At 70.2% G+C, this 20,963-nt stretch carries 18 protein-coding genes; 8 read left to right on the forward strand and 10 right to left on the reverse strand.

Annotated features, from left to right (window positions below; translation table 11 throughout):
• Positions 1 to 9: 9 nt before the first annotated feature.
• Genes Q0863_RS13960 through mnhG form a run of 3 tightly spaced genes read left to right on the forward strand, consistent with a single transcriptional unit; the run spans position 10 to position 1,177 of the window.
• Positions 10 to 498: a Na+/H+ antiporter subunit E gene (locus Q0863_RS13960; protein WP_298579564.1), complete on the forward strand. Its 489-nt coding sequence runs from the start codon at positions 10 to 12 to the stop codon at positions 496 to 498.
• Positions 495 to 773 carry a K+/H+ antiporter subunit F gene (locus Q0863_RS13965; protein ID WP_298579567.1) on the forward strand — a complete coding sequence of 93 codons (279 nt, stop codon included), beginning with the start codon at positions 495 to 497 and terminating at the stop codon, positions 771 to 773. The genes Q0863_RS13960 and Q0863_RS13965 overlap by 4 nt, the downstream gene beginning before the upstream one ends.
• Positions 770 to 1,177, forward strand: a complete 408-nt coding sequence (gene mnhG, locus Q0863_RS13970) for a monovalent cation/H(+) antiporter subunit G (protein WP_298579570.1) — start codon at positions 770 to 772, stop codon at positions 1,175 to 1,177. The genes Q0863_RS13965 and mnhG overlap by 4 nt, the downstream gene beginning before the upstream one ends.
• Before the next feature lie 75 nt (positions 1,178 to 1,252).
• On the opposite strand, the gene Q0863_RS13975 is transcribed toward mnhG, so the two are convergent.
• The 5 genes from Q0863_RS13975 to hppD all read right to left on the reverse strand — a co-directional run bounded on the left by Q0863_RS13975 (position 1,253) and on the right by hppD (position 6,070).
• Positions 1,253 to 2,197 carry a sodium:calcium antiporter gene (locus tag Q0863_RS13975; RefSeq protein WP_298579573.1) on the reverse strand — a complete coding sequence of 315 codons (945 nt, stop codon included), beginning with the start codon at positions 2,195 to 2,197 and terminating at the stop codon, positions 1,253 to 1,255.
• A 54-nt stretch (positions 2,198 to 2,251) separates the two neighbouring features.
• Complete coding sequence (locus Q0863_RS13980; protein WP_298579575.1) at positions 2,252 to 3,019, reverse strand: hypothetical protein; 768 nt, start codon at positions 3,017 to 3,019, stop codon at positions 2,252 to 2,254.
• 66 nt (positions 3,020 to 3,085) lie between these two features.
• Positions 3,086 to 4,390, reverse strand: a complete 1,305-nt coding sequence (gene hmgA / locus Q0863_RS13985) for a homogentisate 1,2-dioxygenase (RefSeq protein WP_298579578.1) — start codon at positions 4,388 to 4,390, stop codon at positions 3,086 to 3,088.
• A gap of 10 nt (positions 4,391 to 4,400) precedes the next feature.
• Positions 4,401 to 4,868 carry an endonuclease domain-containing protein gene (locus Q0863_RS13990; RefSeq protein WP_298579580.1) on the reverse strand — a complete coding sequence of 156 codons (468 nt, stop codon included), beginning with the start codon at positions 4,866 to 4,868 and terminating at the stop codon, positions 4,401 to 4,403.
• A gap of 89 nt (positions 4,869 to 4,957) precedes the next feature.
• Positions 4,958 to 6,070, reverse strand: a complete 1,113-nt coding sequence (gene hppD / locus Q0863_RS13995; RefSeq protein WP_345780528.1) for a 4-hydroxyphenylpyruvate dioxygenase — start codon at positions 6,068 to 6,070, stop codon at positions 4,958 to 4,960.
• Positions 6,071 to 6,166: 96 nt separating this feature from the next.
• Here hppD and Q0863_RS14000 point away from each other — a divergent pair, with 96 nt between their 5' ends.
• A complete protein-coding gene (locus tag Q0863_RS14000) occupies positions 6,167 to 6,646 on the forward strand; it encodes a MarR family transcriptional regulator (RefSeq protein ID WP_298579583.1) in 480 nt (159 codons plus the stop codon).
• 236 nt (positions 6,647 to 6,882) lie between these two features.
• On the opposite strand, the gene Q0863_RS14005 is transcribed toward Q0863_RS14000, so the two are convergent.
• From Q0863_RS14005 to Q0863_RS14025, 5 genes are all read right to left on the reverse strand, one after another.
• Positions 6,883 to 8,226, reverse strand: coding sequence for an MFS transporter (locus Q0863_RS14005; protein ID WP_298579586.1), 1,344 nt, complete (start codon positions 8,224 to 8,226; stop codon positions 6,883 to 6,885).
• 192 nt (positions 8,227 to 8,418) lie between these two features.
• Positions 8,419 to 9,912: an oligopeptide:H+ symporter gene (locus tag Q0863_RS14010; RefSeq protein WP_298579793.1), complete on the reverse strand. Its 1,494-nt coding sequence runs from the start codon at positions 9,910 to 9,912 to the stop codon at positions 8,419 to 8,421.
• Between the two features lie 217 nt (positions 9,913 to 10,129).
• Entirely contained in the window at positions 10,130 to 11,701 is a 1,572-nt protein-coding gene (locus Q0863_RS14015; RefSeq protein WP_298579589.1) for an AbgT family transporter, read from the reverse strand.
• A gap of 76 nt (positions 11,702 to 11,777) precedes the next feature.
• Positions 11,778 to 12,431 carry an energy-coupling factor ABC transporter permease gene (locus tag Q0863_RS14020; protein ID WP_298579591.1) on the reverse strand — a complete coding sequence of 218 codons (654 nt, stop codon included), beginning with the start codon at positions 12,429 to 12,431 and terminating at the stop codon, positions 11,778 to 11,780.
• A 10-nt stretch (positions 12,432 to 12,441) separates the two neighbouring features.
• The gene (locus Q0863_RS14025; RefSeq protein ID WP_298579796.1) at positions 12,442 to 13,302 is read right to left on the reverse strand and encodes a tryptophan 2,3-dioxygenase family protein; all 861 of its coding nucleotides are present in this window, start codon (positions 13,300 to 13,302) and stop codon (positions 12,442 to 12,444) included.
• 135 nt (positions 13,303 to 13,437) lie between these two features.
• Here Q0863_RS14025 and Q0863_RS14030 point away from each other — a divergent pair, with 135 nt between their 5' ends.
• The 4 genes from Q0863_RS14030 to Q0863_RS14045 all read left to right on the forward strand — a co-directional run bounded on the left by Q0863_RS14030 (position 13,438) and on the right by Q0863_RS14045 (position 20,923).
• Positions 13,438 to 17,010: a lamin tail domain-containing protein gene (locus Q0863_RS14030; RefSeq protein ID WP_298579594.1), complete on the forward strand. Its 3,573-nt coding sequence runs from the start codon at positions 13,438 to 13,440 to the stop codon at positions 17,008 to 17,010.
• A 273-nt stretch (positions 17,011 to 17,283) separates the two neighbouring features.
• Positions 17,284 to 18,363 carry a pyruvate dehydrogenase (acetyl-transferring) E1 component subunit alpha gene (gene pdhA / locus Q0863_RS14035; RefSeq protein ID WP_298579596.1) on the forward strand — a complete coding sequence of 360 codons (1,080 nt, stop codon included), beginning with the start codon at positions 17,284 to 17,286 and terminating at the stop codon, positions 18,361 to 18,363.
• The gene (locus Q0863_RS14040; RefSeq protein ID WP_298579599.1) at positions 18,360 to 19,385 is read left to right on the forward strand and encodes an alpha-ketoacid dehydrogenase subunit beta; all 1,026 of its coding nucleotides are present in this window, start codon (positions 18,360 to 18,362) and stop codon (positions 19,383 to 19,385) included. The genes pdhA and Q0863_RS14040 overlap by 4 nt, the downstream gene beginning before the upstream one ends.
• A 92-nt stretch (positions 19,386 to 19,477) precedes the next feature.
• The gene (locus Q0863_RS14045; RefSeq protein WP_298579602.1) at positions 19,478 to 20,923 is read left to right on the forward strand and encodes a dihydrolipoamide acetyltransferase family protein; all 1,446 of its coding nucleotides are present in this window, start codon (positions 19,478 to 19,480) and stop codon (positions 20,921 to 20,923) included.
• Positions 20,924 to 20,963: the final 40 nt, after the last annotated feature.

The raw sequence follows: 20,963 nt of genomic DNA on the forward strand, positions 1-20,963 counted from the left end.
GAGCCGCACATGATCGCCCGCATCTTCCCGTCGATCCCGCAGAGCGTCACGGTCTTCATCTTCTGGCTGCTGATGGCCGAGGACGCCAGCCCGGGCACCCTGCTGATGGCCACCTTCCTGGCCTGGCTGATGCCGCAGATCGCCGCCCGGCTGGAGCGCGAGTTCGCGCGCATGGGCGAGGCCTGGATCCTCGTTCCGCTGGGCCTGAAGCTGCTGTGGGACGTCCTGGTGGCCAACATCACCGTGGCCCGGCAGGTGCTCGGCCCCGAGCGCAGGCTGCAGCCCGGCTTCATCTGGATCCCGCTGGAGCTGACCAACATCCACGGCATTTCGGCGCTGACCAGCGTGATCACGCTGACGCCCGGCACGCTGACCGCCGAACTCTCCGCCGACCGCAAGCACCTGCTGGTGCATTGCCTGGACGTGAAGGATCCGCAGGCGATGATCGACGGGATCAAACAGCGCTACGAGGCGCCGCTGCGCAGGGTGTTCCCATGATGGCGCTGATGAACCTGGTGATCGCCGGGGCCATGGTCGTGGTGGGCCTGGCGATGCTGCTGGCGCTGTGGCGGCTGGTGCGCGGGCCCACCGCGCCCGACCGCATCCTCGCCCTGGACACGCTGTACGTGGCGACCATTGCGCAGGTGGTGCTGCTGGGCATGCTCGACGAGACCGAGGTCTATTTCGAGATCGCGCTGATCATCGCCATGCTCGGCTTCTTCGGCACCGTGGTGCTGAGCAAGTACGTGATCCGCCGGGACATCGTCGAATGAGGCTCGCGATCGACATCGCCACCCTGGTGCTGCTGGTGGTCGGCTGCTTCTTCGTGTTCCTGGGCAGCTTCGCCCTGGTCAAGCTGTCGAGTTTCTTCCACCGCATCCATGGCCCGACCAAGGCCAGCACATTGGGCGTGGGCTGCATCCTGGCCGCCTCGGTCCTGCACCGCGCCATCCACGGCACCGGCCTGCATCCGCGCGAGCTGCTGATCACCGTGTTCCTGTTCCTGACCGCCCCGGTGGCCGCGCACCTGATGTCGCGTGCGGCGCTGTCGCTGATGGACCGGCGCCCGGAAGCGCCCTGCCCGGGCACCGAACCCGAAGGCCACATCCGCGACGACGCGGACGAGCGCGCCGAACAGCGTGCGCGCGAACGCGAGCAGGGGCGCGACGACGGCTGATTCGCGCGCTTCGCTTCGGCCGCCGTTGGACGCGTCGAGCCGGCGCGCCTGGCCGCGCGCCGCAGGCCGACCCAGCTAGATCATCGCCAGTTCGAGCCCGACCCAGCCCAGGAACGCCAGCAGCAGCACGCCCCCCTCGCCGCGGCTGATCTGCAGCCCGCCGCGCAGCATCGGCAGCAGCAGCGCGGCCAGCACCAGCGCCGCGGGCAGCTCGAAGCGCAGGAACGAGGCCGGCACCGGCACGTCGCGCACCAGCGCCATGCCGCCGACCACGAGCAGCAGGTTGACCAGGCTCGAGCCGATCACGTGGCCGGCGACGATGTCGCCCTGGCCGCGCCGCGCCGCGGCGATGGCCGCCGCGACCTCCGGCAGGGCGGTGCCGATGGCCACCGGCAGCAGGCCGGCCAGCAGCGATTCCATGCCCAGCGCCGGACGCAGCTCCAGCGCGCCCTGCACCACCCACTTGGCACCGAACCAGAGCAGGGCCACCGCCACCACCAGCCGCACCACGTTGAGCGCCGGCGTCGTGCGCGTTTCGGCGAAACCGGCGAACTCGCCGCGCAGCTCCGGCTGCCGACGGCCGAAGATCCAGGCGAAGCCCAGCACCGCCAAGAACGAGATCACCAGCACCGCCCCGTCCAGGCGGGTCAGGCGCCCGTCCTGGCCGAGCAGGATCGTGGCCAGGGTCGCCACCACCAGGCAGACCAGCAGCGACGGCAGCGCCTGCCACCGGATCGCCAGCGGCGCGCACAGGGCCGCCGCGCCCAGGGTCAGGCCGAAGTTGGCGACGTTGCTGCCCACCGCGTTGCCCAGCGCGAGCGCGTGGTCGCCGAGGGCCATCGCGCGCAGGTTGACCGCGAGTTCGGGCACCGAGGTCGCGAAGGCCACCAGCACCAGGCCGGTGGTGAACGGCGAGATCCCGGTCCGCCGCGCCAGTCCGGCCGCGGCCTTGACCAGCGAATCGCCCCCGAACGCCAGCAGGGCGATCCCTGCCGCGAAGTAGAACAGCGCACCGGCCATCGTCACCCTCCCCGCCTGCGAAGTGCCGCGATTATGCCGGAGCCGGTGCCGCGGTCAGGAGCAGCCTTCCACATAGTCCACCTGCGGCGGCACGCCCACCCGCCAGGCGTCGACCCGGCCGGCGGCATCTAGCTCGAGCACCAGCACGCCGTTTCCACCCTCCGGCGCGGTCACCCGCAGCACCTTGCCCTGCGGGTCGTACTTGTGCGGCCGCTCCTCGAGGCGGTCCGCATACAGCGCGCGTATTTCCTCATGGGTCATGCCGATGCGCGCGCCGCCCGGCGCGGTCACGGCGGCGTCGCGCACGTCCATGCGCACGAAGCGGTCGCCCTCGATCATGAAAGCCGTCGGGTAGCCCTCGGGGCCGAGCGGCTGCGGGATCAGGTAATGGCAGCCACCGGGTTCGGACGGCTGTTCGTCGCCGAGGTCGCCACCCCAGGCCTGGCGCACCTGCTCGGCGCTGGACCCGAACGGCGCCGGGCCGAATCCGGCAAAGCCGATCGTCCCTTCGGCAGGCGTCTCGACCCGCAGGGAGCCGGTCGCCTGTCCGGCGGCCGGGACCGGGGCCGGGTCGGCCGCGGGCGCGTCAGCGGCATCGGCGGAGGGCGGCGGCGCGGTTTCGCCGGCGGGCGTGGCGCTGTCTGCGTCGCCGGGCTGGGCGCCACAGGCGCAGAGGGCGGCGGCGAGCACAGGGAGAAATGCCTTCGGCAAGCGCATGGGCGACTCCGGGCGACGGCGGAGCCGCGAGCTTGTCACGGCGGCCGTGAGCGCGGCGACGACGCAGGTTCCGGACACCGTGCCCGTCGGCGCCGCCTTCGCCATCGCCGCCGGGATTCGGCGCCAGCAAGGCCTCGGCTGGCGCGCACGCTCCCGGCTGCGCCACCAGCCTCAGGCGGGCGGCGCGAAGTGCTTCTGCAGCCCTGCCCAGCAGGCCTGGTAGTCGCGCTGCCGGTGTGCGGCCTCGGCCGCCTGCCGGCTCGGCTTGAGCACCGCGCGCGTCTCGAACATGAAGGCCATGGTGCCTTCGATCACTTCCGGCTGCGACAGGTCGGCGTGCGAGGCCTTCTCGAAGGTCGCCGCGTCCGGTCCGTGCCCGGTCATGCAGTTGTGCAGCGAGCAGCCGCCCGGCGCGAAGCCCTCGGCCTTGGCGTCGTACACGCCGTGGATCAGGCCCATGAACTCGCTGGCGACGTTGCGGTGGAACCACGGCGGACGGAAGGTGTCCTGCTGCACCAGCCAGCGCGGCGGGAAGATCGCCAGGTCCAGGTTGCCCACGCCGGGCGTGTCGGTCGGCGAGGTGAGCACGAGGAAGATGCTGGGATCGGGATGGTCGAAGCTGATCGAACCGATGGTGTTGAAGCGGCGCAGGTCGTACTTGTACGGCGCGTAATTGCCGTGCCAGCCGACCACGTCCAGCGGCGAATGCCCGATCGGCGCGTGCCACAGGTGGCCGTTGAACTTGGCGATCAGTTCGAAGCTGCCCTCCAGGTCCTCGTACGCGGCCACCGGGGTGAGGAAATCGCGCGGATTGGCCAGGCCGTTCGAGCCGATCGGGCCCAGTCCCGGCAGGCGCAGCAGCGCGCCGAAGTTCTCGCAGACGTAGCCGCGCGAAGGGCCGTCTGGCAGTTCGACCCGGAAGCGCACGCCGCGCGGGACGACCACGATCTCCTCGGGCGCCAGCTCGATCACGCCCAGCTCGGTGGCGACCACCAGGCGGCCCTGCTGCGGCACGATCAGCAGCTCGCCGTCGGCGCTGTAGAAGTAGCGCCCACGCATCGTGGTGTTGGCCGCGTACAGGTGGATGCCGACCCCGGCGTGTGCATCGCTGCCGCCGTTGCCGGCCACGGTGTACAGGCCCTCGACGAAATCGGTGGGCGCCTCGGGCATCGGCAGCGGATTCCAGCGCATCTGGTCCGGCGACACGGGGATCTCGCCGAAGCGGTCGTGGAAGCGCGGCTGCGCGAACGGCTCGAAGCGCCCGTGCATCGCCGCCGGCCGGATCCGGTACAGCCAGCTGCGGCGGTTCTCGCCGCGCGGTGCAGTGAACGCGGTGCCGGTCAGCTGTTCGGCGTACAGGCCGTGGGCCACCTGCTGCGGCGAATTGCGGCCGATCGGCAGGGTGCCCGGGATCGCCTCGGTCGCGAACTCGTTGCCGAAGCCGGACATGTAGCGTTGGTCGACGGAATCGTTCATGGCGGTGCCTCTAGGCCCCTCTCCCGCCGGGAGAGGGGATAACGATTGCGAGCCATTGGCTCGCGTTCTCCCCGAATGGCCTGCGCGCTGCGCAGGGCCGGGGCGCGGGTTGGGGGTGAGGGTGCGGCGCGTGCACGGCGATCCAGATCGCCTCAAGCACCGAATCGGTCTTCAACAGTACATCGTTGTTCCAGAATCGCAGGACGCGGTAGCCCTGCGATTCCAGGTACGCGGTCCTGGCCCCATCGTTCTCCGGAGAATGCTGCGAACCATCCAGCTGGACGATCAGATTCTTCTCGATGCAGCAGAAGTCAGCCACATAAGGGGGAACAGGATGTTGCCGTCGGAACTTCAGGCCTTCGAAGCGGCTGGCGCGCAAGTACTGCCAGAGTCTGCATTCAACATCCGTGGGTTCCCTGCGCATGTGGCGTACACGCTGCAGGGTCACGGTTGGCAGCGGTGGTTTGACAATCGTCACTTCGCCCTACCCTCCCCCCAACCCCTCTCCCGAGGGGAGAGGGGCCCTGTCTACCGGCCCTCCCGGTCGCGGGAAGACCTGCAGGCAACCTACAGCACCCCGCGCTTCATCTGGTCGCGCTCGATGCTCTCGAACAGCGCCTGGAAGTTGCCTTCGCCGAAGCCTTCGTTGCCCTTGCGCTGGATGATCTCGAAGAAGATCGGGCCGAGCGCGTTCTGGGTGAAGATCTGCAGCAGCTTGCGCTGCTTGGTTTCCGGATCGGCGTCGATCAGGATCCGGTTGCGGCGCAGCCGCTCCAGGTCCTCGCCGTGGTCGGGAATGCGCTGGTCGACCACATCGAAGTAGGTGTCCGGCGTGTCCAGGAACTGGATGCCCGCCTGGCGCATCTGCTCGACCGTCTCGTAGATGTCGTCGGTGAAGCAGGCGATGTGCTGGATGCCCTCGCCCTGGTAGGTGTCGAGGTATTCGTTGATCTGGCTCTTGGGATCGCTGGACTCGTTGAGCGGAATGCGCACCATGCCGTCGGGCGCGGTCATCGCCTTGGACAGCAGGCCGGTCTTGGCGCCCTTGATGTCGAAGTAGCGGATCTCGCGGAAGTTGAACAGGCGCTCGTAGTAGTCCGACCACTTCGCCATGTTCCCCTGGTAGAGGTTGTGGGTCAGGTGGTCGATGAAGGTCAGGCCGAAGCCCTTGGGCATCAGCTCGGCGCCGGGCAGGATCTCGTAGTCGGGATCGTGGATGGTGCCGCGCTCGTCGTAGCGGTCGACCAGGTACAGCATGCAGCCGCCGATGCCCTTGATCACCGGCGCGGCCACCGCCTTGCTGATCTCGTCGGCGGCATCGAACTCCTCGGCGCCGTTCTTCAGCGCCTGCACCCGCACCCACTCGGCGAGCTTGCTGAAGCGGATCGCGAAGCCGCACGCGCTGGGGCCGTGCTGGGCGGCGAAACGCGCGGCGAACGAGTCCGGATCCTCGTTGATCAGGAAGGTGCAGTCGCCCTGGCGGTAGGTCGTGATCGGGCGCGTGCGATGGCGCGCGACCTGGACGAAGCCGAGCTTGCGGAAATAATCGTGCAGGTGTCCTGCCTGCCCGGCCGGCGCGGCATACTCGACGAACTCGAAGCCGTCGATGCCCATCGGGTTCTCGAACGTGGTCACCTGCATGCCGGGCTGCGCCGGGGCGGTTTGTGACTGCGCTGTCATTGTGATAATCCTCTCGCGGGGGGAGGGCACCAAGGCCTGTGGTCGGTCGCCCATCTTACAGTTTCAGGCGCAACCAACAGCAAGGTGCAGTGCATCATGTCCGACCCAGCCGTCTCACAGGAACATGCGAATCTCGATCTCGAGCGCTTCCTGCCCTATCGCCTCAGCGTGCTGTCCAACCGGGTCAGCAACGCCATCTCCAGCGAGTACCACCGCCGTTTCGGCCTGGCGATCACCGAGTGGCGGGTGATGGCGGTGCTCGGCCGCTATCCGGGACTGTCGGCGCGCGAGGTGACCGAACGCACCGCGATGGACAAGGTGGCGGTGAGCCGCGCGGTGGCACGCCTGCTTGAGCGCGAGCTGGTCAAGCGCGACATCCACGGCGACGACCGCCGCCGCTCCGTGCTCACGCTCTCGGAAGCCGGTTACTCGGTCTACGACGAGGTCGCGCCGATGACCCTGACCTGCGAGCGCCACCTGCTCGAGCCGCTGTCGGAAGACGAGCGCGCGACGCTGTCGCGGCTGATCGACAAGCTGGCGGGCGACGGCATGGACGAGATGCTGCGGCATATCTGAGCCGCGTGCGCGGGCGCTCGGCAGGCGCCCCACCCCCACGACGGACCGCCGTGCGGATGACCGCGCGCGCGGGCCGCGCGACCCGCTATCGCTTCCGGTAGAGCGGTGCCGGTGCGCGCTTCGATTCCACCCCTGCGGCGGCTGGCCCGCGATCGGGCCTGTCCGTCTGCGCCGCCACGTCGACCGGATGGCGCGGTCCGCCCCGCGCCGGGACGGGCCGCGTCAGCCGCCGCGCATCAGGCCGGCTTGCTGCCCGAGCTGTACTCCAGCCCGTGCGCGCCGGGTCCGGTCTCGGCACGCCACAGCAGCCACGAGAACAGCAGCCCGAGCCCCGCCAGCGCCGTGTAGAACCACATGCCCGGCGCGTACCCGGCCGGATTCTCCGGCCCCGCGGCGAAGGCGGTATTGAAACGGCCGACCGCCAGCGGCACCAGCGCCACGCCGATCTGCTGGCACAGGGTCATCATCGAATAGGCCGCGCCCAGCCGGTTCTCGCGCACGATATAGGCCACCGAGGGCCACATCACCGCAGGAATCAGCGAGAACACGCCGCCCAGCAGCAGCATCACCAGCAGCAGGGTCAGCGGCACCTGCGCGCTGCCGGCGAACGGGATCCAGAGGTCGATCTCCGGGCCGGGCGGCGCATAGGTCACCAGCAGGAACAGCGGCAGCATCACCAGCGAGCCGGCCGCCATGAACATGGAGCGCCGCCCCACCCGGTCCACCCACAGCCCGAACAGCGGCGTCACCACGATCGCCGCCACCGGCAGCAGGCTGCTGAGCATGCCGGCGGTCTCGCGGTCCAGGCCGTGCGCCTGCTGGAAGTAGTCGATCGCGAACGCGCGGAACGGGAACACCGTGGCGTAGAACACCACGCACAGGCCGACGATGTACCAGTACGAGGCGCTGAAGGCGTACATGCCCTTCAGCTCCAGCTTGTCGGTGGCCTCGGTCTGACCGAGGTTCACCCGGCCTTCCAGCCGCGATTCGGTCATCCAGTACAGCATCGCCGCGGTCACGCCGACCGCGGCCACGCCGGTGGCCAGCCACAGCGGATCCTGCCAGTTGTCGTAGAGCGGGCTGGCGAACGAGGTCGACCAGTCGGCCGAGGCCGAGCCCAGGCGCGCGATCGAGAGGTTGATGCCGAAGGCGAAGGAGAGCTCCTTGCCCTTGAACCACTTCGCCAGCACCGCCGTGGCCGCCACGATCAGCGGCTCGGCGCCGATGCCGAGCAGGAAGCGGCCCGCCAGCATGGTCTCGAAGCGCGCGGTGGACGCCATCAGGGCCGCGGCCGCGAGGCAGATCACCGCGAACAGGGTGATCGCGCGCTTGGTGCCCCAGCGGTCGATCACGTAGCCGCCGATCAGCAGCACCACTACGGCGGCGACGCTGTAGGCGCTGAAGATCATGCTGATCTGGTCGTAGGTGAAGCCTTCCTGCTCGCGCAGCAGGTCGACCACCGGGCCGAACGCGTCGTAGACGTAGTAGTTGCCGAACATGGCCACGCTGACCAGCACCAGGGCCAGCCAGCGCTGTGCGGGCGAGGGGCGCGGCAGCGCCCCCGGAAGGGAATCGGTCATTCGGCTTGGCTCGGTCTGGAAGTGGCGGCGACGACCCCGTACGGGCCGGTCGCCGGGAAGGCCTTCAGCTGTGGGAGCGCGCTTGCGCGCGAAGAGGCATTCGCGACCGGAGTCGCTCCCACGGCAAGGAGATCATCCGCCCTGCGTCCGGGATGCGGCGATGGCTGCGCATTGCGTGCGCAGGCCATTGCCTCACTTCACCCCGTGCATCAGCTTCTGGATCAGTGGCGCGATCAGGAACAGCAGCACGCCGGCGCCGAGCAGGGCCCAGAAGCCGAAGGTGTAGCCCGACAGCGCCGATTCGGTCGTCATGCCGCCCTCGCCACTGACGCTGGAGGCGAACATGCCCGACAGGTTGTTGCCGATCGCGATCGACAGGAACCAGCCACCCATCGCCAGGCCGGTGAGCTTGGCCGGCGCCAGCTTGGTGGTCATCGACAGGCCGATCGGCGACAGGCACAGCTCGCCGATCGACTGGATCCCGTAGACCATGAACAGCGTCCAGAACGGGATCTTCAACGAAGCCGGATCCACCAGGCTCGACAGCGCGAACATCAGCAACAGGAAGGCCAGGCCGTTGAAGATCAGACCGAGGCCAAACTTGCGCGGGATCGAGGGATTGGCGCTGCCCATCTTCACCCACAGCCATGCGATCAGCGGCGCCAGGGTGATGATCGCGATCGAGTTCACCGACTGGAACCAGCCCACCGGGAAGATCCAGCCGCCCAGGTCGCGGTCGACGATGTTCTGCGCCAGGAAGTTGAACGAACTGCCGGCCTGCTCGAAGAACATCCAGAACAGCACGTTGAAGCCGAAGATGATCAGCATCGCGATCACCATGTCGCGCTGCCGCGAGCCTTCGCGGATGCCTTCCACCAGCAGCATGATCGCCGGCACCACGAACAGCGCCAGCAGGATCCAGTTGAGCACGCCCGCCTCGATCGTCAGCAGGGCGTAGAACGCCGGGATCGCGACCACCGCACCCACCGCGACCATCAGCACCCGGCCCAGGCCCGGCGCGTTGGCCGGCGCCGCGCCGATGCCCTTGAGCTGCGCGCGGCCGAACCAGAACCACAGCAGGCTCAGCAGCATGCCGATGCCGGCGGCCATGAACACCACCTTGTAGGCCGGCATGCCGTCGCTGCCGAACACCTTCTCGGCCAGCCAGCCGGTCAGGATCGGCGCGATGAACGCGCCCATGTTGATGCCCATGTAGAAGATGGTGAAGCCCGAGTCGCGGCGCTCGTCGCCGGTGGCGTAGAGCTTGCCGACCATGGTCGAGATGATCGGCTTGAACAGGCCGTTGCCGACGATCACCGTGGCCAGGCCGAGCTTGAGCCAGGCGTCGCTGGGCACCGTGATCAGGAACAGGCCCGCGGCCATGAACACCGCGCCCAGCAGGATCGCGCGCTGGTAGCCGATCAGCTTGTCGGCGACGTAGCCGCCGAAGATCGCCGCCGCGTACACCAGCGCCAGGTAGGCGCCGTAGAGCTCACTGGCCGGCGCCTCGCCCGAGGCATCGCCGCCATGGAACTGCGCCACGATGTACAGCACCAGCGCCCAGCGCATGCCGTAGAACGCGAAGCGCTCCCAGAACTCGGTCATGAACAGCATCCACAGCGGACGCGGGTGGCCCATGACCTGGGCGAACTCGGGAATGGCCTGGCAGGAGCGGGGCTGCTCCATGCCCGGACCTGCGGGCTCGACGCGGTTGGAATTCATGCGGTGGGACTCCCCCGGGAAAATGGCTGGATCGAACGGCCACCCGCCCAGGTGCGGGGCATCGGCGGCACCACGGCCGCTTGCTCGACGGTCGTTGCGGTCGCAACGTTATCCCCAGAACGCGCCCTTGGGAACCCGTCGCGGGGCGCGCCGGCCCTCCCGGCCGCGACCGCGGCCGGACTCAGCCGGCCGGATACGCGTAGCTCGCGCCGACGCCCAGCGGGATCCCCAGCATCCAGAAACCGACCAGGAAGGCGGTCCAGACCACCAGCAGCGTCGCCGAGAACGGCAGCATCAGCGCCAGCAGGGTGCCGATGCCGCTGCCCTTCACGTACTTCTGGCAGAACACCACGATCAGCGGGAAATACGGCAGCAGCGGCGTGATGATGTTGGTGCTCGAGTCGCCCACGCGGTAGGCGGCCTGGGTCAGGTCGGGCGAGATGCCCAGCTGCATCAGCATCGGCACCATGACCGCGCCGATCAGCGCCCATTTCGCCGAGGCCGAGCCCACCAGCAGGTTGACGAAGCCCGACAGCAGCACGATGCCCACCAGGGTCACGCCGGTCGGCATCCCCAGGGCCTGCAGCGTGTTCGCGCCCTTGATCGCCAGCAGCGCGCCGAGGTTGCTCTGGCCGAACGCATAGATGAACTGGGCGGCGAAGAACGCCATGACGATGTAGTAGCCCATGCCGCTCATCGCCCTGCTCATGCCCGCGATGACGTCGCGGTGGGTCTTCACCGAACCCGCCGCGTAGCCATAGACGATGCCAGGCACCACGAACAGGATGAAGATCAGCGGCACGATCGACTGCATCAGCGGCGCGGTGGCCACCAGCAGTTCGCCCGCCCCGCTGGGCGCGTCGGCCGGCGCGCGCCAGGCCGAGCCGGCCGGGGACGCGGTCAGCGCCAGCACGATCGCCAGTGCCAGCATCGAGCCGACCGCCAGCACCAGGCCGCGGCGTTCGGGCGCGGTGAGCGGTTCCATCTTCGGCATGTCGGCCGCATCGCCATCGACCACGGTATCGCGCAGGCGCGGCTCGATCACGCGGTCGGTCAGGAACCAGCCGACCAGCACGATCAGCCCGGTCGAGGCGGTGGTGAACACGTAGTTGTTCAGCGGATTGACCACCACCGACGGATCGATCAGGCGTGCCGCCTCCTGGGTCAGGCCCGAGAGCAGCGGGTCGAGGCTGGACGGGATGAAGGTGGCCGAGAAGCCGCCCGACACGCCCGCGAACGCGGCCGCGATGCCGGCCAGCGGATGGCGCCCGGCCGCATAGAAGATCACCGCGCCCAGCGGGATCACCAGCACGTAGCCGGCATCCACCGCGACGTGGCTGAAGATGCCCACCGCGATCAGCATCGGGGTGAGCAGCATCTTCGGGGTCACCGACAGGATCGCGCGCAGCGCGGCGTTGATGAAGCCGGTGTGCTCGGCCACGCCCAGGCCCAGCATCGCCACCAGCACCACGCCCAGCGGCGCGAAGTTGACGAAGGTGCGGACCATGTCGGCCATGAACGTGGTGAAGCTGGTGCCGGCGAGCAGGTTGCGGATCTGGATCGGATCGCCGCTGCGCGGGTCGAGTTCGCTGAAGCTCACGTTGGCCAGCAGCGCCGAGACCACCCACACCGCGAGCATCAGCAGCAGGAACAGCACCGCTGGATCGGGGAGGCGGTTGCCCACGCGCTCGACGCCGTCGAGGAAGCGGGTGACGAGGCTGCGTGCGGCAGGCGCTGCGCCTGGCTGGTTCATGCGCGGGAATCCCCTGTGTGCTGGATGCGCCGCATCCTAGTGCATTTCCGCGCGCACCACCCGCGCAAGCGGGCCGCTACATCCGCCGCTCCGGCCAGAGATAGGCGCGATCGTCGAAGCTGCGGCACCAGTGCGGCCGGTAGACGACCACCAGCACCATCACCCCGCCGGCGAAGAACGCCTCGGCGAACATCAGCATCGGCGTGGCCACCAGGTAGGCCGCCAGCGCGCGTCCGCCCAGCCATGCGGTCACCGCCGACTTGGCCAGCATCGAGGCGGCCATGGCCAGCGCCGCGCCTGCGAAGGCGTTGAGCATGACGTAGGTGAACACGTTGCGCGGCAGCCAGGTGCGCGCCGCCCACGACACCAGCGCGGTCACCGCGACCGGCAGCGCGCCGGTGGCGAGGAAATCCATCGCCCAGCCGTGCCAGGCCGCGCCCATCAGCAGTCCGGCCAGGCTGGCCAGCGCCATCACCCAGCACGCGGTGCCGGCGCCGAACATCAGCGTGGCGATGGTGGCGCCGAGGAAATGCAGCATCACCCCCTGCAGCGCCGCGGTGTTGAACCAGCGCATCGCCGCCAGCGCCAGGGCCCCGAGGATCAGGACCCGCAGCGCCTCGCCGTCGGCGCCGGCCAGCTGCCGGCGCAGGGCCGGCGCGCTGCGCGCCAGCACCACCACCGCGGCCAGCCACGCGGGCCACTGTTCCCAGCTCTGCAGCGCCGCATCCATGCCTCGCGCCTCAGCGCCCCGGTCCGATGCTGGTGCGCACGTCGAACAGCTCCGGGAAGAAGGTCAGCTCCAGCGCCTGCTTGAGGAAGCCCACGCCCGAGGAGCCGCCGGTGCCGCGCCTGAAGCCGATGATCCGCATCACCGTGCGCATGTGGCGGAAGCGCCACAGCTGGAACTGCGTTTCCAGATCGACCAGGTCCTCGCACAGCCCGTATTCGCGCCAGTAGCGGCCGGTGTCCTCGTAGATCGCCTCGAACACCGGCAGCAGGGCCTCGTCGCGCACGTGCGGGCGCGCCCAGTCGCGCTGCAGGTGCTGCGCCGGCACCGCGTGGCCCCAGCGCGCCAGGTACATCAGGAACTCGTCGTACAACCCCGGCGCTTCCAGCACTTCGCGCAGCCGCGCCTGTCCGGCCGGGTCGTGCGCGAACACCTTGAGCATCGCCGCGTTCTTGTTGCCCATCAGGAACTCGACCATGCGGTACTGCAGCGACTGGAAGCCCGACGAGGGTCCCAGCACGTCGCGGAACTCCATGTATTCCGATGGCGTGAGCGTCTCCAGCACCGACCACTGCTCGGTCAGCTGGCGCAGCACCTGCTTGCAGCGCGCGATCACCTTCTGGCACTGCCAGACCTGGTCGCGCCGCAGGAAGGCAATTGCCGCGCCCAGCTCGTGGATGATCAGTTTCAGCCACAGCTCCGAGACCTGGTGCTGGACGATGAACAGCATCTCGTCGTGGTGCGCGGGGTCCGACAGCGGATGCTGCGCGTCCAGCAGGCGGTCCAGGCGCAGGTAGCCGCCATAGGTGATCCTGCCGTCCAGATCGGTGTGGATGCCGTCCTCCAGCGGACGTTCGTTCTGTTCGATGGCCATCGCGCGAGGGTAGCGCACGGCGCTGCGCGGCGTCATGCAGCCGACATCGGGACGGTGCACAATCGGCCCCTGCCAGGGGGGCCGGCCACCCGTTCCATGGACGCCATGGGAACGGAACATCGAAGGAGCGTGTCCGTGGTCATTCGGCTCTTGTCCCGGCTGTGGCCGGTGCTGGTCCTGTGCGGCGTCCTGTCCGCCGCCCCGCTGCAGGCGCAGGTCGTCGTCAGCCAGGTCTATGGCGGCGGCGGCAACAGTGGCGCGCCCTACAGCAACGATTTCATCGAACTGTTCAACCGCGGCAGCGACCCGGTGTCGCTGTCGGGCCTGTCGCTGCAGTACGCCAGCGCGACCGGCACCGGCAACTTCGGCGCCGGCAGCAGCCAGCTGGTGGTCCTGCCGGCGGTCACCCTCGAACCCGGCCGCTATTTCCTGGTGGGGCTGGCCGGCGGCGCCAACGGCGTCGCCCTGCCCGCGCCCGATGCCAGCGGCACGATCAACATGTCCGGCAGCGCCGGCAAGGTCGCCCTGGTCGACTCTCAGGCCTCGCTGGGCTGCAACGGCGGCAGCACCCCGTGCTCGCCCGAACAGCTCGCGCTGATTCTCGACCTGGTCGGGTTCGGCGGCGCCAACTTCTTCGAAGGCGCGGGCGCCGCGCCGGTACTCAACAACGCCAGTGCCGCGTTCCGCGCCGACCACGGCTGCGTGGACAGCAACCACAACACCGCCGATTTCTCCAGCGCCGCGCCCGCGCCGCGCAACGGCGCCACCCCGCCCGCCCCCTGCGGCGGCGGCGGCACGCCGTTCGCCAGCATCAGCGACACCAGCGCCGCCGAGGGCGATGCCGGCACCACGCCGTTCTTCTTCACCATCAGCCTCAACCAGCCGGCCGGCGCCGGCGGCGTCGTGATCGAGTGGAGCACCGCCGATGGCACCGCCACCGTCGCCGATGGCGACTACGTGGCCGCCAGCGGGACCGCGTCGATCGCCGCCGGCGCGAGCTCGGTGACGATCGGCGTCGCAGTGGCCGGCGACACCGCCAACGAGCCCGACGAGACCTTCAGCGTCGAACTGGCCAATCCCGTGGGCGCGGAACTGGCCGACGCGCAGGGCATCGGCACCATCCTCAACGACGACGTCACCACCGTCGCGATCTCCGCGATCCAGGGCGACGGCCAGCTGTCGCCGTACGACGGCATGGCGGTGGCCACCACCGGCATCGTCACCGGCCGCAAGAACAACGGCTTCTTCCTGCAGACGGCCGCGGGCGAGGACGACGGCAATCCGGCCACGTCCGAGGGCCTGTTCGTGTTCACCTCGACCACGCCGCCGGAGGCCGCGACCGTCGGTAACCGGGTGCTGGTGCAGGGCACCGTGGACGAATACATCCCGGCCGCCGATCCGCACCAGCTGCCCCTGACCGAACTGGTCGAGGCCAGCGTGACCGCGCTGTCGGCCGGGCATGCGTTGCCCGCCCCCGTGCCGCTGACCGCGGAGCTGCCCAACGCCGACGACGGCCTGGCCCAGCTCGAGCACCTGGAAGCGATGCGCGTGGTGGTGGCCAGCGCCACCGTGGTCGCGCCCACCGGAGGCAACGTCAACGAGACCCAGGCCACTGCCACCGGCAACGGCCGCTTCGCGGTCGTGGTCACCGGCACGCCGCGCCCGTTCCGCGAGCCCGGCATCCCGCTGCCCAATCCCGACCCGCTCGGCAGTTCGGCCACCGCGATCCCGCGCTGGGACTTCAACCCGGAGCTGATCGCGGTCAACAGCACCACGCTGGGCGCACCCGCGGCGAACGTGGCGGCCGGCTGCCTGGTCACCGACGGTTCGCTGGTCGGCCCGCTCGACTACACGTTCCGCCGCTACACCATCCACCCGGAGGGCGCGCTCGCCGTCGACTGCAGCGCCACCGGCCTGCCGCGCGCGGCGCGGGTGCCGACGGCGGACGACGCGAGCCTGGCCACCTGGAACCTGGAACGCTTCTTCGACACCAGCAACGATCCGGCGATCGGCGAGCCGGTGCTTGCCGCCGCGGCGTTCGAGCGGCGCCTGGCCAAGGCCTCGCTGGCGATCCGCGGCTACCTGCATACGCCGGACGTGCTGGGCGTGACCGAGGTCGAGAACCTCTCGACCCTGCAGGCGCTGGCCGACCGCATCAACGCCGATGCGGTCGCCGCAGGCGATCCCGACCCGGGCTACGCCGCGCATCTGGTGGAAGGCAACGACGTGGGCGGCATCGACGTCGGCTTCCTGGTGAAGACTGCTGACGCCGGCTCCGGCACGCCGCGCGTGGAGGTGCTGGACGTGGTGCAGCACGGCGCCGCCGAGCTGCTGCACAACCCCGACGGCAGCACCAGCCTGCTCAACGACCGGCCGCCGCTGTCGATCGACGGCATCGTCCACTTCGGCGACGGCCGCAGCTGGCCGTTCACCGCGATCGTCGTCCACCAGCGTTCGCTCAACGACGTCGACAGCGACGAGAGCGGCAGCAACGGCTGGCTCACCCTCGGCCAGCGCGTACGCGCCAAGCGCCAGGCCCAGGCCGATTCGCTGGCCGCGCTCGTACAGGACATGCAGGCCGCCGATCCCGCGCGCAACCTCGTGGTGATGGGCGATTTCAACGCCTTCGAGTTCAACGACGGACTGGTCGATGCGCTGGGCACCGTGACCGGCCTGCCTGCGCCCGATGCCGCCACCGCGGTGGACGGGGACGGCATCGACCGGGTCCAACCGGACCTGTACAACCTCACCCTGCTCGCGGAACCGGCCGAGCGCTATTCGTTCGTCTTCGATTACCAGGCGCAGTCGCTCGACCACGTGCTGGTCAACGATGCGCTGGTCGAATCGCCGCTGGTCGCGGGTGTGGAACTGGGCCATGCGCGGATCAGCGCCGACTTCCCGGAGGTCGCGCGCAACGAAGAGGGCACGCCGTCGCGGCTGTCCGACCACGATCCCACCGTGCTGCTGGTGCGGGTGGCGGCACCACGCCTGGCCGACCTGTCGATCGAGGCCACCGCGCTCGCGCCGGCCGTGGCCGCCGGTGCGCCGGCGGAGTTCTCGGCGGTGGTGGCCAACGCCGGGCCGGACGCGGCCGAGTTCCCGGGCGCCGGCTTCGTGTTCGACGCGGCCCTGCCCGATCTCGTCGTGGCAGCGCCCGCGGGCTGGAGCTGCGATGCGCCGCTGGTCGAGGCCGGCACCACGACGGTCGCCTGCAACGCCGCCGCGCTCGCCGCGCAGGACGAGGCGGTATTCGCGCTCACGGCGACTGCGCCGGAATCGCGGCAGGGCGGGGAGCTGGCGCTCGCGGCCGCGGCCACGGCCCACACCGAGGATCCGGCCCCGGACAACAACGAGAGCGGTGCCGCGGTGCTGGTCGAGGATCCGCATGCGGGCATCCCGCTGCTGGAGAACGGCGTGCCGGTGGGTGGGCACAGCGGTCCGGTCGGCGAGGGTGTCGTCTATCGCATCGAAGTGCCGGCAGGCGCGCGCACCCTGCGCGTGCTCAGCTACGGCGGCAGCGGCGACGTGAGCCTGGTCCTGGCGCATGAGCGCATTCCCACCGCGACGGACTTCGACGCGCGCTCGCAGCGGCCGGGCAACAACGAGACGATCGCGATCGCGCAGCCGGCGCCGGGCACCTGGTTCGTGCGGCTGGTGGGGGTGCGTGCGTTCGCGAACGTGTCCCTGCGCGCGACGTTCACGAACTGAAACGAAGGCGCGCCGTCCCGCGCCTGCCGCCCCCTCCCCGCGCCGGGAGGGGTCGGCCGCCGAGGGGCGCGCCCTGCCTGCGACGTCGCACCTGCGCAGGCCCCTGGCCCGTCCGCGCGGAACGGCCCGGGGGCCCGGCGACCGCGGCCGCGCAGCCGCCGCCGCGCGCGGCCGTCCGTACCCCGCATGCGCCCGCGCATTGCCGCAATGCGCAACGGTTTCCTACGTAAGCACCTTTATCATTCGCCGTCCGACATGACCCGGATGGAATGAATGACCGTTGCCGCACGCTTCGAGATCGAGCACCTGCAATACCTCGACCCGGACGGACAGCTGGTCGCCGAACTGCCGCCATCGGCACCGCCGAAGGACGAGGTCCTGGCGCTGTTCCGGCAGATGCTGTTCCTGCGCACCTTCGACGGCAAGGCCGTCGCCCTGCAGCGCACCGGCAAGCTTGGGACCTATGCGCCCTGCCTCGGCCACGAGGCCACGCAGATCGGCATTGGCGCATCGATGCGTCCCGAGGACGTGCTGGCGCCGAGCTACCGCGAATACGGCGCGCAGATCATGCGCGGCGTGCAGCTGCGCGAAATCCTGATGTACTGGGGCGGCGACGAGCGCGGCAACGACTACGCCAACGAGCCGGCGCGCCACGACTTCCCCTGGTGCGTGCCGATCTCGACCCAGTGCCTGCACGCGGCCGGCGCGGCGCTCGCGTTCAAGCTGCGCGGCGAGCCACGCGTGGCGGTGACCTGCTGCGGCGACGGCGGCAGCTCCAAGACCGATACCTATGCGGCGATCAACTCGGCCGGCGCCTACGACCTGCCCTTCGTCCAGTGCATCATCAACAACGGTTGGGCGATCTCGGTGCCGCGCAGCGCGCAGACCGGCGCGAAGACGCTCGCGCAGAAGGGCCTGGCCGGCGGCCTTTACTGCCTGCAGGTGGATGGCAACGACCTGTTCGCCGTGCTCGAGGGCATGCGCCGCGCCATGGAGCGCGCGCGCAGCGGCGAAGGCGGGACCGTGCTCGAGTTCCTGACCTACCGCCTGCACGACCACACCACCGCCGACGACGCGCGCCGCTACCGCGGCGAGGACGAGGTGAAGCAGGCATGGACGCGCGAGCCGTTCCTGCGCCTGCGCAAGTGGCTGGTCGCGCAGGGCGTGTGGGACGACGCGCAGGAGCAGGCCTGGATCGCCGAATGCACGCGCCTGGTCGACATCGAGATCAACGCCTACCTCGAAACGAAAACGCAGCCGCCGGAGACCATGTTCGACTACCTCTACGCCGACCCGCCGCCCGACATCCTCGAACAGCGCGCGCAGCTGCTGGCGCTGGAGGGACGGGCATGAAGGCCGTGGCCGATCCGGTCGCGGCGGATGCCGCCGCCACCGCCAAGCCGATCACCCTGATCGAGGCCGTCACCCAGGCCCTGGCCTGGGAAATGCGCCACGACGACTCGGTGGTGGTGCTGGGCGAGGACGTGGGCGTGAACGGCGGCGTGTTCCGCGCCACCGCCGGCCTGCAGCAGCAGTTCGGGCCGACGCGCGTGCTCGACACACCGCTCGACGAGACCACCATCGCCGGGCTCACCGTGGGCATGGCGGCGATGGGCATGAAGCCGGTGGCCGAGGCGCAGTTCGACGGCTTCGTCTATCCGATGCTCGACCACGTCATCTGCCACGCCGCGCGCTTCCGTTACCGCACGCGTGGCCGGCTCACCTGCCCGATGGTGCTGCGCGTGCCCTGGGGCGGCGGCATCCGCGCGCCCGAGCACCACAGCGAGGCCAACGAGTCGCTGTTCACCAACGTGCCCGGCCTGCGCGTGGTGCTGCCCTCATCGCCCGCGCGCGCCTACGGCCTGCTGCTGGCGGCGATCCGCGAGCCGGACCCGGTGATCTACTACGAGCCCAAGCGCATCTACCGCCAGTACAAGGAAGTGGTGCCCGACGACGGCGAGGCACTGCCCCTGGACGTGTGCTACGTGCTGCGCGACGGCAGCGACGTCACCATCGTCACCTGGGGCGCGCAGGTGAAGGAGGCGCTGGAAGCGGCCGAGCAACTCGCCGCCGAGGGCATCAGCGCCGAGGTCATCGACGTGGCCACGCTCAAGCCGCTGGACTTCGCCACCATCGCCGAATCGGTGGCCAAGACCGGCCGCTGCGTGATCGTGCACGAGGCGCCACGCACCGCCGGTTTCGGCGCCGAGATCGCCGCGCGCTTGGCCGAGCACTCGATGTACGACCTGGTCGCGCCGGTCGAACGCGTGACCGGCTACGACACGCACATGCCGCTGTTCCGGCTGGAGATGAAGTACATGCCGGCGACCGCGCGCGTGGTCGAGGCCGCCCGGCGTACGCTGGCCGCCTCCTGACGCGCGCAGGCCGTTGTGGACGCGACGCACCGGCCGCCCGGGCGTCGCACGAGGATCACCGGCGGGCCGCGGCCCGCCCACAGGAAGCACACATGGGCGACAAGAAGGTATTCAAGCTCCCCGACCTCGGCGAAGGCCTACCGGACGCGACCATCGTCGAGTGGTACGTCCAGGAAGGCGACACCATCCGCCTGGACGACAACCTGGTCTCGATGGAGACCGCCAAGGCCGTGGTCGACGTGCCCTCGCCGGTCTCGGGCAAGGTGCTGCGCCTGGCCGGCGCGGCCGGCGACGTGATCGTCACCGGCGCGATGCTGGCCGAGTTCGAGATCGACCCCTCGCAGCCGCAGCGCGCCGAAGGCCAGGACACCGGCCATCATCACGGCGCGGCGCCGGCGCACAAGGGTCCTGGCAGCGAGGACGCCGGCAGCGATGCGCGCGTGGTCGCATCCACCGAAGGCGGCGCGATCGAACAGGGCGACGCCGCACCGCCCGAAGACAAGTCCGAGGCCGGCGGTGAACGCGCCGACAGCGGCACCGTGGTGGGCGCGATGCAGGCCTCCGATGCGGTGCACAGCGAGGGCACCGTCTCCGTGGGCGGCGTGAAGGCGATGCCGGCGGTGCGCGCGATGGCGCGCAAGCTCAAGCTCGACCTGTCGCGCGTACGCGGCAGCGGCGCCGACGGCGTGGTGACGATGGAGGACGTGAAGCGTGCGGCGGCGTCCGGTTCCGCGGCGGCCGGCAGCGCCGCCGGATCGCCTCCCCCCGCGCCTGCAGCGCAGGCGCAGGCCGGCCGAACGACGCAGGCGCAGGTCCCACAGCCGCGCGCGGCCGACCAGCGCACCGCCCTGTCCGCAAGCGGCCGACCCATGCGCACCAGCCCGCCCTCGGTGAGCGCCAGCGGCCAGCCCGAACAGCTCAAGGGCGTGCGCCGCAACATGGCGCGGGTCATGGCCGACGCGCATGCCAAGGTGGTTCCGACCACCCTGGTGGACGATGCCGACATCCACGCCTGGCAGCCCGGCAACGACATGACCGTGCGCCTGGTGCGCGCGATCTGCGCGGCCGCCAGCGCCGTGCCCGCGCTCAACGCCTGGTTCGACGGCGACAAGCTGGTGCGCACCCTGCATCCGCAGGTCGACATCGGCATCGCGGTCGACACCGACGACGGGCTGTTCGTACCCGCGCTGCGCAATGCCGACCTGCTCGACGCCGAGGGCGTGCGCGCCGGCATCGACCGCCTGCGCGAGCAGGTCGCCGACCGCAGCATTCCCGCCTCCGAGCTCAGCGGTTACACCATCTCGCTGTCGAACTTCGGCATGTTCGCCGGCCGCTACGCCACGCCGGTGGTGGTGCCGCCGTGCGTGGCCATCGTCGCCGCCGGCCGCGGCCGCCACCAGATCACTCCGGTGATCGGCGGCTTCGAATCGCACCGGGTGATTCCGCTGTCGCTGACCTTCGACCACCGCGCCTGCACCGGCGGCGAGGCCGCGCGCTTCCTCAAGGCGATGCTCGACGACCTCGCGCTGCCCGCTTGACCCGACGCCGGCGACGCGCGCGCCCGCGTTACATCGACAG

The sequence above is a fragment of the uncultured Luteimonas sp. genome, assembly GCF_947492465.1.
Classification (GTDB): Bacteria; Pseudomonadota; Gammaproteobacteria; order Xanthomonadales; family Xanthomonadaceae; genus Luteimonas.

Coding starts and splice junctions, on each gene's coding strand:
- Q0863_RS14000 (WP_298579583.1), top strand. CDS start 6,167: ATGTCCGACCCAGCCGTCTCACAGGAACATGCGAATCTCGATCTCGAG.
- mnhG (WP_298579570.1), top strand. CDS start 770: ATGAGGCTCGCGATCGACATCGCCACCCTGGTGCTGCTGGTGGTCGGC.
- Q0863_RS14010 (WP_298579793.1), bottom strand. CDS start 9,912: ATGGAGCAGCCCCGCTCCTGCCAGGCCATTCCCGAGTTCGCCCAGGTC.
- Q0863_RS13960 (WP_298579564.1), top strand. CDS start 10: ATGATCGCCCGCATCTTCCCGTCGATCCCGCAGAGCGTCACGGTCTTC.
- Q0863_RS13980 (WP_298579575.1), bottom strand. CDS start 3,019: ATGGCGAAGGCGGCGCCGACGGGCACGGTGTCCGGAACCTGCGTCGTC.
- Q0863_RS14040 (WP_298579599.1), top strand. CDS start 18,360: ATGAAGGCCGTGGCCGATCCGGTCGCGGCGGATGCCGCCGCCACCGCC.
- Q0863_RS14020 (WP_298579591.1), bottom strand. CDS start 12,431: ATGGATGCGGCGCTGCAGAGCTGGGAACAGTGGCCCGCGTGGCTGGCC.
- pdhA (WP_298579596.1), top strand. CDS start 17,284: ATGACCGTTGCCGCACGCTTCGAGATCGAGCACCTGCAATACCTCGAC.
- Q0863_RS14005 (WP_298579586.1), bottom strand. CDS start 8,226: ATGACCGATTCCCTTCCGGGGGCGCTGCCGCGCCCCTCGCCCGCACAG.
- Q0863_RS14025 (WP_298579796.1), bottom strand. CDS start 13,302: ATGGCCATCGAACAGAACGAACGTCCGCTGGAGGACGGCATCCACACC.
- hmgA (WP_298579578.1), bottom strand. CDS start 4,390: ATGAACGATTCCGTCGACCAACGCTACATGTCCGGCTTCGGCAACGAG.
- Q0863_RS14045 (WP_298579602.1), top strand. CDS start 19,478: ATGGGCGACAAGAAGGTATTCAAGCTCCCCGACCTCGGCGAAGGCCTA.
- Q0863_RS13965 (WP_298579567.1), top strand. CDS start 495: ATGATGGCGCTGATGAACCTGGTGATCGCCGGGGCCATGGTCGTGGTG.
- hppD (WP_345780528.1), bottom strand. CDS start 6,070: ATGACAGCGCAGTCACAAACCGCCCCGGCGCAGCCCGGCATGCAGGTG.
- Q0863_RS13975 (WP_298579573.1), bottom strand. CDS start 2,197: ATGGCCGGTGCGCTGTTCTACTTCGCGGCAGGGATCGCCCTGCTGGCG.
- Q0863_RS14015 (WP_298579589.1), bottom strand. CDS start 11,701: ATGAACCAGCCAGGCGCAGCGCCTGCCGCACGCAGCCTCGTCACCCGC.